This window comes from Actinotignum schaalii, from assembly GCF_028864145.1.
Taxonomy (GTDB): Bacteria; Actinomycetota; Actinomycetes; order Actinomycetales; family Actinomycetaceae; genus Actinotignum; species Actinotignum schaalii_B.
The window spans coordinates 1-14543 of the sequence record NZ_JARBHJ010000018.1 but is presented as its reverse complement, the minus strand read 5'-3'; the positions used below and the strand labels follow the sequence as shown (position 1 = coordinate 14543).

Annotated in this window: 12 protein-coding genes and 1 tRNA gene; 2 read left to right on the top strand and 11 right to left on the bottom strand. The window is 61.1% G+C overall.

Going from position 1 to position 14543, the window contains the following annotated elements:
• Positions 1 to 13: 13 nt before the first annotated feature.
• From PWJ82_RS09595 to PWJ82_RS05010, 11 genes are all read right to left on the bottom strand, one after another.
• Positions 14 to 562 carry an RloB family protein gene (locus PWJ82_RS09595; RefSeq protein WP_369277803.1) on the bottom strand — a complete coding sequence of 183 codons (549 nt, stop codon included), beginning with the start codon at positions 560 to 562 and terminating at the stop codon, positions 14 to 16.
• The gene (locus PWJ82_RS05055) at positions 555 to 1847 is read right to left on the bottom strand and encodes an AAA family ATPase (protein WP_274735592.1); all 1293 of its coding nucleotides are present in this window, start codon (positions 1845 to 1847) and stop codon (positions 555 to 557) included. The genes PWJ82_RS09595 and PWJ82_RS05055 overlap by 8 nt, the downstream gene beginning before the upstream one ends.
• 210 nt (positions 1848 to 2057) lie before the next feature.
• Positions 2058 to 2129 (bottom strand) — tRNA-Arg (locus PWJ82_RS05050).
• Positions 2130 to 2270: 141 nt separating this feature from the next.
• Complete coding sequence (locus PWJ82_RS05045) at positions 2271 to 3182, bottom strand: universal stress protein (protein ID WP_016443277.1); 912 nt, start codon at positions 3180 to 3182, stop codon at positions 2271 to 2273.
• A gap of 128 nt (positions 3183 to 3310) precedes the next feature.
• Entirely contained in the window at positions 3311 to 4045 is a 735-nt protein-coding gene (locus PWJ82_RS05040) for a C40 family peptidase (RefSeq protein WP_274735591.1), read from the bottom strand.
• 404 nt (positions 4046 to 4449) lie between these two features.
• Complete coding sequence (locus tag PWJ82_RS05035) at positions 4450 to 5154, bottom strand: metal-dependent transcriptional regulator (protein ID WP_016443279.1); 705 nt, start codon at positions 5152 to 5154, stop codon at positions 4450 to 4452.
• A complete protein-coding gene (locus PWJ82_RS05030) occupies positions 5147 to 6682 on the bottom strand; it encodes an MFS transporter (RefSeq protein WP_155875997.1) in 1536 nt (511 codons plus the stop codon). The genes PWJ82_RS05035 and PWJ82_RS05030 overlap by 8 nt, the downstream gene beginning before the upstream one ends.
• A gap of 224 nt (positions 6683 to 6906) precedes the next feature.
• On the bottom strand, positions 6907 to 8382 hold the full coding sequence (locus PWJ82_RS05025; RefSeq protein ID WP_274735589.1) for an NCS2 family permease: 1476 nt from the start codon (positions 8380 to 8382) through the stop codon (positions 6907 to 6909).
• Between the two features lie 299 nt (positions 8383 to 8681).
• Positions 8682 to 10073, bottom strand: a complete 1392-nt coding sequence (gene manA / locus PWJ82_RS05020) for a mannose-6-phosphate isomerase, class I (RefSeq protein ID WP_274735623.1) — start codon at positions 10071 to 10073, stop codon at positions 8682 to 8684.
• A gap of 16 nt (positions 10074 to 10089) precedes the next feature.
• Positions 10090 to 10926, bottom strand: coding sequence for a DUF3027 domain-containing protein (locus tag PWJ82_RS05015; RefSeq protein WP_274735588.1), 837 nt, complete (start codon positions 10924 to 10926; stop codon positions 10090 to 10092).
• Positions 10919 to 11296, bottom strand: coding sequence for a cold-shock protein (locus PWJ82_RS05010; RefSeq protein ID WP_016443284.1), 378 nt, complete (start codon positions 11294 to 11296; stop codon positions 10919 to 10921). Before PWJ82_RS05010 ends, PWJ82_RS05015 begins: the two co-directional genes overlap by 8 nt.
• A 215-nt stretch (positions 11297 to 11511) precedes the next feature.
• On the opposite strand from PWJ82_RS05010, the gene PWJ82_RS05005 reads away from it, so the two are divergent.
• Together PWJ82_RS05005 and PWJ82_RS05000 are read left to right on the top strand one after the other, a co-directional pair.
• Complete coding sequence (locus PWJ82_RS05005; protein WP_274735587.1) at positions 11512 to 13452, top strand: TPM domain-containing protein; 1941 nt, start codon at positions 11512 to 11514, stop codon at positions 13450 to 13452.
• Positions 13453 to 13553: 101 nt separating this feature from the next.
• Positions 13554 to 14309 carry a PspA/IM30 family protein gene (locus PWJ82_RS05000; RefSeq protein ID WP_016443286.1) on the top strand — a complete coding sequence of 252 codons (756 nt, stop codon included), beginning with the start codon at positions 13554 to 13556 and terminating at the stop codon, positions 14307 to 14309.
• Positions 14310 to 14543 lie beyond the last annotated feature (234 nt).

Here is a 14543-nt window from a genome sequence, read left to right as displayed (position 1 = left end):
AGGTACAGGCGCTTTACGTAGAGGCAAGGATGCTCAACAGTTCCCCGACTCGGCTCGATGGATTCAACCCCGCCTCTCCGTTCTGTTTATCCGCATTTTTCGCTCTCTCGTATGCATCTCGCCACGACTCAACTGGAAAAGTGCTAGGTACGCTCTTACCATCAAGGTGGGGAACGAGTTTCTTCTCAAGCTCACCTGGACGTACGTGTGCGAAATGATCCGCAATATGCCACCACAACCAGATCTCGAAACAAGGATTCGAGACGAAAACTCCGAAACCTTGTGCTTGAGCTTCCTTCACGACAGCCTGCAGCGTTGGATGCTGGTCAGTATCCATGACGAGACAAATATGCTGATACTTTCCCGAGTGCCCGGCGATGGACATAGTCTTATCTAATACTCGCCTAGGTTCACCTCCACCGGACACAATTTTGAGAGTAACTGCCCGATTGTCACGTATTAGCTGCTGAAACAAGCCGAAGTACTCGACCTCCGTTACTGAGCCTTCGGTAACAATCAGGTAGCTCTCACGCAGACGCCGTTGGGGACGTTTTCTAGCCATCGCTGTGCCCGCCGATCATTTTCCGGAACAGCCAGGGTTCAAGTAGCGGTGTAGCACCTAAACGGCCCGACATGTACAAGCTGGCCATATCGGTGCCAGGCTTCACGTCGGGGAAATCGGCCACGGAGAAAAGATCAGTAGCACCCTCATTATTTTTTTCCGTCAGCCATACCTGTCCCGGCATCAAGCCGGTATCGGATTCGTTCGAGAGAAAATAAGGGTTATGGCTCGTGAAAATGATTTGACCGCCATTGGTATTCAGCTCTGGATCTTGGAAAGCAGCGATGAGCTCAGTTGCCAGCATCGGATGCAAACTCGCGTCAATCTCATCCACGCATACAACTTTTCCCGAGCGTAAAGCTTCAACAGCTAAACTCCCTAACGCTAGCCAGGATGTGGTACCGAGGGATTCTTGTTCAGCGGCGAAGGTGATTGAGTCTTTCGCACACTTATGGGAAAAACGCAGAGCTAAAGCGAATTGTTTAACTAGTTCGGCCGTGATTTCCTCATCCTGGTGTTGCTCAGGAATCAGTTTCTTGAGCATATCCAGTAATTCGGGCGGGAATTCCCGCGACTCAACGCTAATATCGTCAATCCCCACATCAGCAACCTTTGCCAAACTTGCATAGAGCCGCCGCTTGGCAATATTTTTAGAAAGGTCGCTGGTGAGCCTATGAACCTGCAGATCGTAATCGGAGTTACCCACCCGATACATGAGTAATTCTCTGCCGATTGTGCGTGCGAGGTCGCCTAAAACCTTGGTATCAAGAACCGAGGCGCGCGAAAGAACCAGCTCACGGGGTGAAACCTCATTGATCTTCCCCACCCGCGTGGGGTGCACCTTATGCCCGCGCACGTCCCGATCAATAAGCATTGTGGCGCGAGTCGAGTAATAGGCCCGTAATTCTTCCCGAACAATCACTCTCTCATTGAGCGTGAAGCTATAGACGTAGCGAATACCATCCGTCACGAAATCAATCCATAGCGTGGTATCCGCGTTCCGTTTTTCCGGGTCCAGTGCAAAAGGAGGCACGGGCAACTTATCGGCGCTGGCCCACGAGCGTGCCGAGTTGTAAACGGCGTCTCGGATGAAGTTAAGTGCCTTCAGCACGGTGCTCTTGCCCGAAGCATTTGCCCCGTAAATAGCCGCGCATGGCCATACGTGCTCACGCCACAATTCACCTTTGGGTGGAATGTTATGCCGCAACGAAGGGCGGAGGAGGGACAGCTCCCATTCATCACGCAAACTTCTAAAGTTAGCGCCGCCCACACCGAGGAGTATCATACCGACCATTCTAGTGTCGAAATACGTGCAAATACAGAATCAATATGCATTTTGCACATTTTCAGACATGAAATACCCGGCGAAACTGTTTCACAGTTCAATCGCAGAGTGGGGCTATAGACCGCAGAGTGGACTACTGCCGGTAGCCAACCTGAAAACACGAAAAATCCCGCGTCACAGGCAGACCTATGACGCGGGACATCGCAACTGTGCCCCCGAAAGGATTCGAACCTTCGACCTACCGCTTAGGAGGCGGTCGCTCTTCCCCTGAGCTACGAGGGCGGGCCCACCGCCGATCATTCATCCGAACGACGGTGGGAATAGGATAACCGTTCCAGGTTACTCTGCGTGGCACCGTGGGCGCTACTTACTGCAGACCCCGCGCACGAGACCACACGGGCACCTCGCGCGCCACCACACCCGCTACTGCGCCGAAGGATCGGGCACATCCCAGGGCACATTGGTATCAGGAACGTGGAGGTTCTTGGTGGCGTGGGTTGGCACCACGAGCACCGGCGATTGGGTACCTAGGAGCAGCGTGTGGCTGGTGGAGCCGAAGAGCAGCCCGGTAATTCCGCCGCGGCCGCGCGCCCCCACCACCACCAGGTCCACAGAGCTAGAGAATTCCGCCATGATTTCCGCCGCGGAGCCTTCCACCGCGTAGCAGCGCACCTGCACGGTTTCATCCCCGCGCAGCACCTCGGCCACGGTTTCTTCCAAGCCCAGGCGGGTGTCATCCAGAATTTCACGGGTCATATCCCCGCCGGGAAGCAGGCCGCCCCCGGCGCGCGTCACCGATACCGCGTTAATTGCGGAGACCTGCGCGCCCCAGCGCCCGGCCATCCGCACCGCCAAATTAAGGGCATATTTCGATTCCTGCGAGCCGTCCACTCCCACCACAATGTGGCGGATCGGCAGGCGCCGCGAATGCTGGAGCGGCACCACGGCAACCGGGCAGTACGCCTTGGAAACAATTGCGCCGGCCACCACACCCAGCTGGTCAATATCCGCGGTATCGGCCCCGGAATATCCGACCACCAGCCGGGAAGCAGTTTTGGATTCTGCCAGAAGCAGCTCGACCGGATCCCCGGGCAGTGCCACCGCGGTGGCTTCCAGCCCCGCTAGGCCCGCCACACCTTCCTGGGCGAGTGCCTCCCGAGCGATACTCATGGCGCTCTCATAGGAGCCGCGCGGATCTGGGCCTTCCTGGTAGCAGGTGAGGGCCCGCAGGGTGGCATTGCGGCTCACGGCCACGTGCGCACCCCATATAAGTGCCGCGCGCGATTCAGGGGAGCCATCCACCCCAACGACCACGGAATTCTCATGCTGGTACATCGTTACCTCCGTTGCCCATTCTCCCACGGGCCCGCCCCGGGGTGGAACCGTGCGTAAAATACGAACGCCGCCGGGAGCTCCGACGGCGTTCGCACATAATTCTTCTCAAACCTCGCGGCAGGCGCGCTTTAGGAAACGCGAATCACGATGGGGGTATCACCGCACCACGAATCCGGACCCACGCGGGTACCCATGCTCGGGTTCCACGCCGCCACATTCTGGCCGTTGCCCAGCGAGATCGCCACGTGGCCGGGCCAGTAGAGGATGTCACCGGGCTGGGCTTCCGCGTAGGAAACCTGGCGGCCCGCCGAGAGCACCGAGGTGGTGTACCCGCCGATGGCAACGCCGTGCTGGGCGTAAACCCAGCGCACGAAGCCGATGCAATCCCAGCCGGATGGTGTAGTGCCAGCCCATACATAGGGCGAACCCACACCGCTGAGGGCGGTGTCAAGAACGGAGGAGCCAATGGCGCTGGGTGCGGCTTCCACTTCCACACCAATGCCCGCGGCGGCGGGAGTGGCATCGTCATCAGAGGAAGTGGTGGCGGTGGCAGCCGCGGCGGTGGTGGCGCTAGCGGCCGGGGCAGCTACTTCAATAGCCGGAGCTGCGGATTGAATGTTGATCTGTTCGACCTTCCATTCCGAGGTGGCGCTCGTGGTGCCGGCGATGCCAGCAGCAACGTCCTGCGCGTGCGGATTAGACAGCGCCGCCTTGGCGGGCGCGGCCGCGGTATCAGCCGCCGCATTCGGAACGATCAGTGCTGCCGCGCCGCCCACAACGAGAGCTGCGGTGAGACCACGTACTGCGGGGTTCGCCAGGTTATGAGCCTGCGACCGCGTATCAAGAGCGTGGCGTCCGGTCATGGGATGATCTCCTACAAAAGTTTTCCTGCGCGCCCCGAGGGGCACTTTCGGTACGTCCATTAGCGTAACGATTAGGCAACGAATTGTCACGTTTATGTAACAAGTGGCACAGGAGGGCCGTTATCATCCTAAAACGGCGAACTTCCGGCCTTTCCTCCACTTTTTTCGCATGATACCAGGCTTTTCCAAGCACCCGTTTATAACGTTTTGATATACTTTTTTGCGGCTTAAATTACATCGCAGTGATAAATCGTGGTGGAGACCACACATGACGACGACGCTGTGCTACCGCTCCGCTACCCCGGGCGCCCACCGTCACCACCTGAGACAGGCTCCGCACCCAGCCTTCACCAGCGCCTGGCGCACGCTACCTCCCGGGAAGTGGCACCTTCAGCCCGGCTACCTCAGGCATGCACCAAGAGGTGTTTGCGAATCCAATCAGTCAGAGGAAATACCCCACTTGCTCCGTGGGCGAGAATATCGCCGTCGTCCTCAACACTGAGGGTCACCGCAGCATCGGGTTTAATGCCGGCCGCGGCCATAGCCTCGAGGACGTCGTCGTCGGTCTGGATCACTTCACCGATGCGCGCAATGGTAACTTTCCCACCGCTCGGGTTGCGCTCCAGGTAATCCGCCACGGCGAGCAGGCCGGTTCGCGCGGCTATATCAGCGCCGGGGCCCAGGGAATTTTCCGCGGGAATCGGGTTGCCGAAAGGATCGTGGCTGAGCTCGTAGCCCTGCTCCCCTAGCACGTGGGCAATGCGTTCTTCTAGTTCGCGGGACATGACGTGTTCCCAGCGGCAAGCCTCCGCGTGGACGTGTTCCCAGGGCATCCCGAGCACGTGGAGGAGGAAACATTCGGCCACCCGATGCTTACGCATCACGCTGGTAGCGATGCGCCGGCCTTCCTTGGTGAGGACAATAGCGCGGTTGGTATCCAGGTACATCATGCCGTCGCGCTCTAGGCGCGCCACGGTTTCCGAGACGGTGGGTTTGGATTGACTCAGGCGCTCCACGAGCCGGGCACGCAGCGGAACGATTCCTTCTTCTTCGAGTTCGTAGACCGCTTTGAGGTACATTTCGCGGGTATCAACAAGGTCATCACTCATCGCGCGTCTCCTTCGTCTCAGCGGCGGGGGCGGCATTCGGGTGCCCATCCACATCCGGTTCCTCATGCGTATCTTGCCATTCTAAGCCGCCCGCGCGCTGCGGGGAATGCCCAGTTTCGGCATCGTGGGCTTCATCTTCAGGTTCGAAAAGATCGGCCTCAACTTCGTCGTGGTCCTCCGCGGTGAAACTTTGCCCGCTATCCGTTTGCCCGGTGCGATTGGCTCGTAGTTCAGCTTCGCGCTCCTCATTTTCATGTTCGAGCGGGCCAAGAATCTCCAGCTGGAAGGGATGGCGCACCCGGTAGTGCACTTCCACATCCCATTTGCGCCGGCCCCACAGGTAGGCACCCACGGTAGCCACCAGGCAGCCAATCGCGCCGATGCCCACACCCCAGCGCGCCCCGGCTGCCCCGGAAATACCGCCCACCACCAGGGAACCGATCGGGGTCACGCCCTGGTTGACCGTTTGGTAGAGGGAGACCACGCGCCCGCGCATCTGGGGAGAAGTAGACATCTGCACCGCGGCATTGGCTGCGGTGAGCATAATGAGCATAAAGAAACCGACCGGCACCAGGGTGAGGGTGTAGATCAGCAAATTCGGGGCCAGTGCATTGGCGGTAACCGCGATACCCATAGCTACGCCCGCTCCTACCACGGAGCGCACACGCGGTTGCTTCGTACGCCGCGCCCCCACCACGGCACCGGATAGCGAACCAACCGCGACCATAGAAGAAACAATGCCGAATTGGGTGGAGTCGGCGTGGAATTCCATGGTGGACATGGACACCGTGGTGAGCGGGGTGTTCATGGCCAGGCAGGAAACCACACCCACCACCGCGAAAATCACGAGAAGATCGGAGCGGTTGCCCACGTAACGCAGGCCGTCAATCGTCCCCTGAATCGCGGAAACCTTCTTTTCCGGGCGGGGTGCCGGGTGGAATTCTTCGGGGCGCATGAGCGCCAGCGCAATAAGGGTGGCACCGAACATGATGCCGTTAATAATGAAAACCCAGCCGGTCCCAATAATGCCAATAAGCAAGCCGCCCAGCGCGGGCCCGATTAGGCGCGCAATATTAAAGGACATGGAATTCAGGCCCACCGCATTCGGTAACCAGCGCGGAGGCACCAATTCGGAGATAAAAACGAGACGCGGGGGATTATCGAAAGATTGAATAACCCCGATGGCCAGGGCGAAAAGACAGACCACCAGCACATTCGCCCAGCCCAGGAGGACCAGTACCCCCAGGGCCACCGCGGTGAGCAGCATTCCGAATTGGGTGAGCACCACCATTTTGCGTTTATCGAGGCGATCAGCGAGCGCTCCGGCCAGCGGCATAATAAAAGGAATGGGAACGAATTGCAGCGCCGTGACAATACCGACGGCGAAAGCATCATTATTGGTGAGGTCGCTCATGACGAGCCAGTTCTGAGCGGTGCGTTGCATCCACCCGCCGGTATTGGCGACCAACGAGGCAGCGAACCAAATAGCGTAGTTGCGGTACTTCAAACTGGCGAATGTACGCCCCACTAAATCCTGCCCCCTGCAGAAAAATCCGATATCCATAGCGGCCGGCGGGCGCGGCGAGCTCGCAGTTGCGCTATCTGCGGTGAGTTTATCACGCGCGGCCAGGCAAGGCTCACGTTTGTCTCACCGGCGAAAATGGTACGACGACGCACGCAGGGCCTACCCGTACGGGTAGGCCCTGCGTGGTTGAGCTGGCAGCCAAAGTGCTGCGCAGAACTTAGCTGCGCTTAGCCGAGCAGGAGCTTCTGAATTGGATCGAGCAGGAAGTAGACCACGAAGGCCACGAAGGTTCCCCACATGAGGGGGTGCACGCGGCGGGCCTTCCCGGCAGCCACCGACATGATGACGAAGGCAACGAAGCCCACCCCGATGCCGACCGTAATGGAGTAGGAGAAGGGCATGAGGGCAACGGTGAGGAAGGCCGGGATACCCACGCTCAGATCTTCCCAATCAATCTCGGTTACCTGCTGCATCATGAGGAAGCCCACCGCGACCAGCGCGGGAGCGGCCGCTTCGGAAGGAACCAGAGTGACGAGCGGAGCGAAGAAGATGGAGAGCAGGAAGAGCGCACCGGTGGTCACCGACGCGAGGCCGGTGCGCGCGCCGTCAGCTACGCCCGTCGTCGATTCAACGAAAGAGGTGTTGGAGGATACGCCGCCCATACCGCCGGCCAGCGCCGCGAGGGAATCGAGGAGCAGGATGCGGGAGGTGTGGTAGGGCATGCCGCCCTCATCGAGAAGATCACCTTCGGAAGCCACCGCGACCATGGTGCCCATGGTGTCGAAGAAGTCGGCGAGCATCACGGAGAAGGCCAACACAACTACGGAGATCACACCGAGCTTCTGGAAGGGGCCCACCACGGAGAAAGCACCGAGGGTGGAAAAGTCTGGGATCTGCACCGGGGAGCCGTTCAGCGCGGGTGCCCCACCGTTCCAGCCAGCCACGTCACCACCGGCCACGCTTCCTGGCTTGGCAACAATATTGACGATAATGGCCGCGATGGTCGAGGACACGATGCCGATGAGGAGCGCGCCGGGAACCCCGCGCAGCAGGCAGATCGCGGTGAGGAAAAGACCGAAAACGAAGACAGCCAGCGGCCAGGAGGCGATGGAGCCGTTAATTCCGAAGGACATGATGGTTCCTTCGCCGGGGCGGATAAGGCCGGCATTGACCAGCCCAACCAGGGTGATGAAGAGCCCCAGGCCCACAGAAATGGCGGTGCGCAAGAACTTCGGCACCGCCCGGAAAATAGCTTCACGCAGGCCCGTCACCACGAGCAGCGTGATAACGATACCTTCGATAACGATAATGCCCATACCGTCAGCCCAGGTCATGCCAGGCATCTGCACGATGACCACGCCGACGATGGTATTGAGTCCCAGCCCGGCCGCCATGGCGAGCGGGAAATTCGCGATAACGCCGGTGAGCAGCGTCATCACACCCGCAACGATAGCGGTACCCGCAGCGATGGCCGGGAGGTTCGGCCCCTCGGTGCCGCCGCCCAGGTAGGCTCCGGTGGAATCCTGCCCAGAAAGAATAATTGGATTAAGAACCAGAATATAGGCCATGGCCACGAAGGTGACCAGTCCGCCGCGCACTTCCCGGGCCACGGTGGTCCCGCGTTCGCGCAGCCGGAAAAAATCCCGCTTCGGTTCGGAGGTTGTGCTGTGGTTCGTCTCGACGTGCGTGGAAGTTACGCTCACGAAGATCTCCTCGGTAGTCGTGCGGTCCGCTGCGCGCGAGGCGAGCGCGTGATCCGCAGATTTTCGGGCGGTCCTGACCGCCACCAGCACTCATTCTTGAACCGCGACCACCACCCACGCAAGACAAGTCTCACTATGTGGACGCTTTTTCGCCCATTTCATCTCACATTTCGAGACGTGCGCAAAGTGGTGTGGAGAAACGGCGCGATAGTGCGGTTTTCTCCCGGCCCACCACCCGCGTGAGTCCGGCCACGCAGCTGCGGGTGCGGAGCGTATTGGCACCCGTGCGACCCGGATTGTTACGGAACAGATGCGACGACGACGTCGCCAAATCCCCGTACCGCCAGCTCCCCGTCACTGTGCGGAACAAAAACCGCCTGCCCCGAGTTGAGCGGTTCACGCCGGCCTCCGGCAAAGATTTCCACCGCGCCTTCCAGGCAGACCACCGTGCGCGGACCGCGCGAACGCAACTTTTCCGTGGAGGTAGCATCGCGCAAATGAACTATCGAGAGTTCAAAATCATCCACGGGAACATAGAAGGTGGACACCGCCTCGCTCATATGCTCGGGGGCGATGCGGATGGGCGGGACCGCGGCGTCGTCCATAATCCGCACCAGTTCCTCCACATCCACATGTTTCGGGGTGAGGCCGGCGCGCAGCACATTATCTGAGGCCGCCATGATTTCCACCGCGGTTCCAGACAGGTACGCATGCACTGTCCCAGCAGGGATAAATAGTGCCTCGCCGGGGCGCAAACTCACCGGATTCATGAGGAGGGAAGCTACCACTCCGGGGTCGCCGGGATAGTGCTGTGCCAGGGTTTCCACGATGCGGTCCGCGCGCGGGGAGGGCGAAGTTCCCCGCTCCAGGCGCGCGGCGCAGGCTGCTACCACCTGCTGAATCTGTTCAGGAGAAGGGCGGGTTCCCGCGGAAAGCAGATCGGCGAACACCGCTCCCACCCCGCGTTCTTCCACGAGGGCCGCCAGCCGGTCCGTGAGGGGCAGCCCGAGACCACCCAGCACCTCGGCGATGCGGCGCGGAGTGCGCAGCCCGCAAATAGCCTCGAAAGGCGTGAGAGCATAGGCCAGTTCCGGTTTGTGGTTGCGATCCCGATAGGAACGATGGGGCGCGGTGCGGGAAATTCCGGCGGCTTCTTCCCGCTCGAAACCCGCGCGGGCCTGCTCGAGGGAGGGGTGTACCTGGAGGGACAGTGGCTGATCCGGGGCAATGAGTTTGAGTAAATACGGTAATTCACCCCCGTGCCGGCGCGCCACATCCGCACCGAGCATCTCTTCGGGTGCCCGGGCAATAAGATCACGTAGGCTCGGCCCGCCGGGAGCTACCAGGGTGGCGGAATCTTCCGGAGCCTCTGGGGTGCGCGGGCCTCGCGGCAAGCCGGCCCGGTGCCGCGCGTGCCGCCGCCCGCGCGCCCCACGCACCGCGGCGTGCCCGCGCTCGTTCGCCTCCGATTCGCGCCCGATCCGGTGTTCCCCGGCGGGTGCGGAAGGATAAAGCTGAGCCAGGTCAAAGAGCGGGGCATCCTGGGCGGCGATCACCTGGGCGGAATCATCGGGGTGGGCGCCGAGCCAGATTTCCGCCACCCGGGTTTCCGCCGGTGCATAGCCGAAAAGCGCGGGAAGCGCGCTCGTGCCGCCCCACGCATAGTCCCTGGCCCGCCCTTGGATCCGCATCACCGCTGCTCCCGTTTTAGCTCAGCGCGCCGGTGGCCTGGTAACGCCGCCCGCGCGATCCGCGCACCACGGTACGCCCGCGCCCGCGGCGAATCACCGGAGCCGGAGTCCCGGCAAGGCTCGCGGCCGCTTCCACTACCGCCGCTTCAGCTGCCGGTTCCTGAGCGGATTCGGGAGTAGGTGCCAACGCTGCTGCCGGAGCTTGGGCGTCCGTGTCCACCGCGCCGGTTTCGCTTTCCACGCCCGCGATCTTGCGCCGCACCCGGCGGCGCCGCCCGCTGCGCTCAGCGCGCTCAGCCCTGTCCGCTGCGGCAGCCCGCGCCGATTCCTGACGTTCCTTTTCCGAGGCGGCCCGCGCCTGCGCTTTTTCCGTTTCCAGCTTGGCCAGCCGCTCACTCCACGGCACCCAGCGTGGAGCCAGCAAAGCGCCCGCCCCGGGCAACATCTCAATTTCGTTAAAGGTCACGGTACGGGCCCGACTCGCTCGGCTCACCGTAATACTCCAGTACCAGCCGTGATATCCCGGGTGAGTGCAGGTAAAGAGGTAGGACACCACCCGGGTGTCCTCGGCGAGGAATCCCGCGTACTCTCCCACGAAACGTTCGGCAATGGCCTCAAGTAGGGTTGCCCGCGCCTCAGCAACAGCCCCCGCGAGAACTCGATCTTCAGGTAGGCCGGGCAGCGGTTCTACCCGCTTATCATCCGGGGTGACCGCCACGTTTTCATCAACGCGATCCTCCGGGCGCGCCATATCTGCACCCTCATCCGCATGTCCTTCAACCCTCACATCGGGAAAGTGGACCGCAGCGGATTCTTCCCCCGCGTAGTTGTCATATTCTTCATTCTTAGGCATCAAAATCATCGGCGACCGCACGCAAGGCGCGCGCGATCTGCCCTCCCCCTTCCGGGTAGCGACCGCGCCGAAGCTGGGTGGAGGCCCCGTCCAGAAGCCGAATGAGATCTTCCACGATCACCACCGTTTCTTCCGGGGAACGCCTATTCTTCCGCGCGAGCGATTCAAGTTTGGTCATCGGTTCGACATTGAGCGCTTGCGGACCGCGACGTGTATCGGCAAGCCCGAAAGATACCCGCTGGCCCTTGCGCGGCGTGAGTCCCTCCGGGAGAGCCGATGCGGGCAGGAAAACCTGCGCGCCATCCTCATCGCTGACAATAAAGCCGAAGCCCTTAGCGGCGTCGAAAAACTTAACCTTTCCGGTTGGCACAACACTCTCATTTCTAGCAAAAACGCTTCGCACACGGTCGGGCGAAGCACCAGCGCCATTCTACCAGCGCCCCCGCGGGCACAGGCAACGCTACCGGCTGAACGCCCCGGCCTCTTTTCCCATCCGACTCCCAGAATGCTGTGGTTAAATTGTGCTGTCCACCACGTAAGGGGTAAACCTGGTGAGCACCACCGGGCACACGGAAGGTTGAAATTATGGGGATCGCACGCCGGCTAGCTGGAACATTAGCGCTCGCAAGCGCTCTACTGCTCTCCGGCCCACTGGCCGCCGCGGAAGAACCCCTCACCGGCGTTGACCCGGTCACCGATCACGCCCAGGTGCTTTCCTCCTCTGAAGAAGAGCAGCTGCGCACTTCCCTTGACCGCCTCCAGGATGAGACGGATTACGCGGTACGTTTCGTTTTTGTCGACAGGTTCGACGGCGCCAGCGCGGACCAGTGGCCCATCGAAACTTTCAACCGCGCCGGGCTCTCCAGCGATGCCACCCTCATCGCGGTGGCCGTGGATAGCCGCCAGTTCAGCTACGCCTACGGCCGCTCAAGTTTCTCCGCCTCAGACCTGGACCAGGCTTTTACCGCGGAAGTGCGAGCCGCCTACCGGGATGGCCGCTGGCTGGAAGGTTCCCTCGCCTACACCCGGGCGTTAGCGCAAGGGGAAGAAACGAATTGGGGCGGTCTGGCGCTCGGGGGTGGCGTCGTCGTCGTTATTATCGGGGCCATTATTTTCGTGCGTTCGCGCAAACGTAAAAAAGCGGAAAATAAAACTCGTGAAGATCTTGCCGCGCTCGGCAAACGTGCCGCAGCCGCACTTTTAGCGACAGACGACGGCGTGCGCAGCGCCGCCGCGGAACTCAATTTCGCGCGGGCACAATTCGGGGTGAACTCAGTGCGCGGCTTTGACCAAGCGCTTGCGCAGGCACAGCACTATCTCCAAGAAGCTTTCAACCAACGCCAGCTCTTGGACGACGATATCCCCGATACCCCGGAGCAGGTGCGTGCCTATAACACCGCGATTTTGGAACTGACCGAAAAAGCGCAGCGAGCCATTACCGAACAGGAAGAAGAATTCGCCCGGCTGCGTGATTTAGCGGCGAATGTGGAGGAGGCCGCGGCGCGGGTGCGCGAAGGTGTGGCGGATATTCGCACTCATCTTCCCAGCGCTACCCGGCAATTGGATTCGCTGGCGGCAAGTTACGGGGAGGGCGCGGTGGCAACCTTCCGCACCTACCCAGGGGATATTGAGTCTCTCGTGGCCGGGGCGGAGGATGCGCTCGGGCAGGTTGATCGGCTGCTCAGCGGGGGCGAACGCAACCAGGCCGTGCCGTTTGTGCGTATCGCTGAACAGGCTTTGGATGAGGCTGCGGAACGCTACCGCGCGATTTCTAACGTCCAAGAATCTATTAATCGAGCCTTCGCCCAACTAGCTGAGCATATCTCTTCCATTTCCGCGGATATTGCGGATGCCCATCGCATCGGCGGGGATAATGCCCAGGTGGTCGCCGCGCGGGACCGGGCGGCGGTGCTGGTGGAGAAATATCGCGGAGAGCGGGTGGATCCGCTGGCCGGAATTCGGGAACTCACCGACGCGGAAAATGACCTGGACGGGGCGCTCGCCCCGGCCCGGAACGCGGAGGAAAACTACCGCCGCCAGGCAGCCGGAGTGGAACGGGATCGCCAGCGGGCCCGGGCCACGGTGCAGCGGGCGGAGGCGATGGTCTCGCAAAACCGCTGGAGCACCGGGAACGAAGCACGCGCCCCGCTGGAGGCGGCTCGCACTGCCTTACAAGCCGGGGATACCAGCGATGACCTGGCTAAGCGCCGTGATTATTACGCGCGGGCCGAATCCTATGCCCAGCGCGCCATGGATGCGGTCCAGGCAGCGATGTCCGCCCGCAACTCCGGTGGCTATGGTGGCAATAACGGTGGCGGGGACGTAGGTAGCCTGCTGCTCGGGATGTTCCTCGGCTCGCTCTCCGGGGGCGGATCCCGCCACAATTCCGGCTGGGGTTCCGGCTGGGGCACCGGTTTTGGCGGGGACCGTTCCAGCGGATTCGGCGGTGGTTTCGGAGGTTTCGGAGGTGGCTCCGGCGGATTTGGCGGCGGGGGCGCCGCGGGAGGAGGGAGCCGTTCATTCTAATATCGGTGGCTGCGTGCGTCCGTTGATCGCGCCCCGCCCGGATACTATTTATCCATTATTCATCACACATTCCTACTCGATGACACAGAGAAAGGCTGATCATGGCTGAAAAACAAACAATCCTCGGACGCATTACCCAGCTGGCAAAGGCAAATATTAACGCGCTCCTCGACCGTGCGGAAGACCCGCAGAAGATGCTCGACCAGATGGTGCGGGATTACAAGAATTCCATTGCGGAAGCCGAAGATGCCGTAGCCCTGACCGTGGGCAATCTGCGCCTGGCACAATCCGATTACAACGAGGACATCAAAGCCGCCCGTGACTGGGGGCAGAAAGCTATCGCCTCCTCGCGCCGCGCCGATGAGATGCGGGCCAAGGGCGATGAAGCAGGTGCGAACCACTGGGATGACCTGGCGAAGGTGGCGTTGAGCAAGCAGATTCAATACGAGCGCGAAGCCAAGGATGCCGAACCCATGCTCGCCTCCCAGGAAAAGGTCGTTGAACAGCTCAAATCCGGGCTCACCCAGATGAAGGAGAAGCTCACCGAACTCAAGAATAAGCGCGATACCCTGGTGGCACGCCAGAAATCCGCACAGGCGCAAAGCCAGGTGCAGGATGCCATCTCCTCGATCAACGTGCTGGATCCCACCAGTGAACTGGCCCGTTTCGAAGACAGAGTCCGCCGCCAGGAAGCCCTGGCCCAGGGCAAGGCCGAAGTTGCCTCCCTGAGCTTGGCTGATCAATTCGCCGAATTGGAGGATCATTCCGACGACGCAGAAATCGAAGCGCGCCTCGCTGCCCTCAAAAGCGGGGAAGCCCCCGAGCAAATCGAAGGCCGGGACTTCACTAGCTACTAAAGTACCTGGCTCCCCCGCTCCTCAGGCACACAGTTCTCCGGCGCGGGGAATATCCCGCACCGGGCACGAGCACACGCCGCATGCACCTAGGTGACCCAAGCGCGGCGTGGCTTCCCGGGGGGGGGGGGGGGGGGCGGGGCCGCCCCCCCGCCGCGGCGCCCGCCCTAAATACCCAAAACCACACTTGTTTTGTCCCCACCCAGACACTAACGTATTATAAAAAAATAAATATAT

Excerpts from the sequence above, each read along its gene's own strand:
- PWJ82_RS09595 (WP_369277803.1), bottom strand. The coding sequence starts at position 562 with ATGGCTAGAAAACGTCCCCAACGGCGTCTGCGTGAGAGCTACCTGATT.
- PWJ82_RS05055 (WP_274735592.1), bottom strand. The coding sequence starts at position 1,847 with ATGATACTCCTCGGTGTGGGCGGCGCTAACTTTAGAAGTTTGCGTGAT.
- PWJ82_RS05045 (WP_016443277.1), bottom strand. The coding sequence starts at position 3,182 with ATGTACCAGCATGAGAATTCCGTGGTCGTTGGGGTGGATGGCTCCCCT.
- PWJ82_RS05040 (WP_274735591.1), bottom strand. The coding sequence starts at position 4,045 with ATGACCGGACGCCACGCTCTTGATACGCGGTCGCAGGCTCATAACCTG.
- PWJ82_RS05035 (WP_016443279.1), bottom strand. The coding sequence starts at position 5,154 with ATGAGTGATGACCTTGTTGATACCCGCGAAATGTACCTCAAAGCGGTC.
- manA (WP_274735623.1), bottom strand. The coding sequence starts at position 10,073 with ATGCGGATCCAAGGGCGGGCCAGGGACTATGCGTGGGGCGGCACGAGC.
- PWJ82_RS05015 (WP_274735588.1), bottom strand. The coding sequence starts at position 10,926 with ATGCCTAAGAATGAAGAATATGACAACTACGCGGGGGAAGAATCCGCT.
- PWJ82_RS05005 (WP_274735587.1), top strand. The coding sequence starts at position 11,512 with ATGGGGATCGCACGCCGGCTAGCTGGAACATTAGCGCTCGCAAGCGCT.
- PWJ82_RS05000 (WP_016443286.1), top strand. The coding sequence starts at position 13,554 with ATGGCTGAAAAACAAACAATCCTCGGACGCATTACCCAGCTGGCAAAG.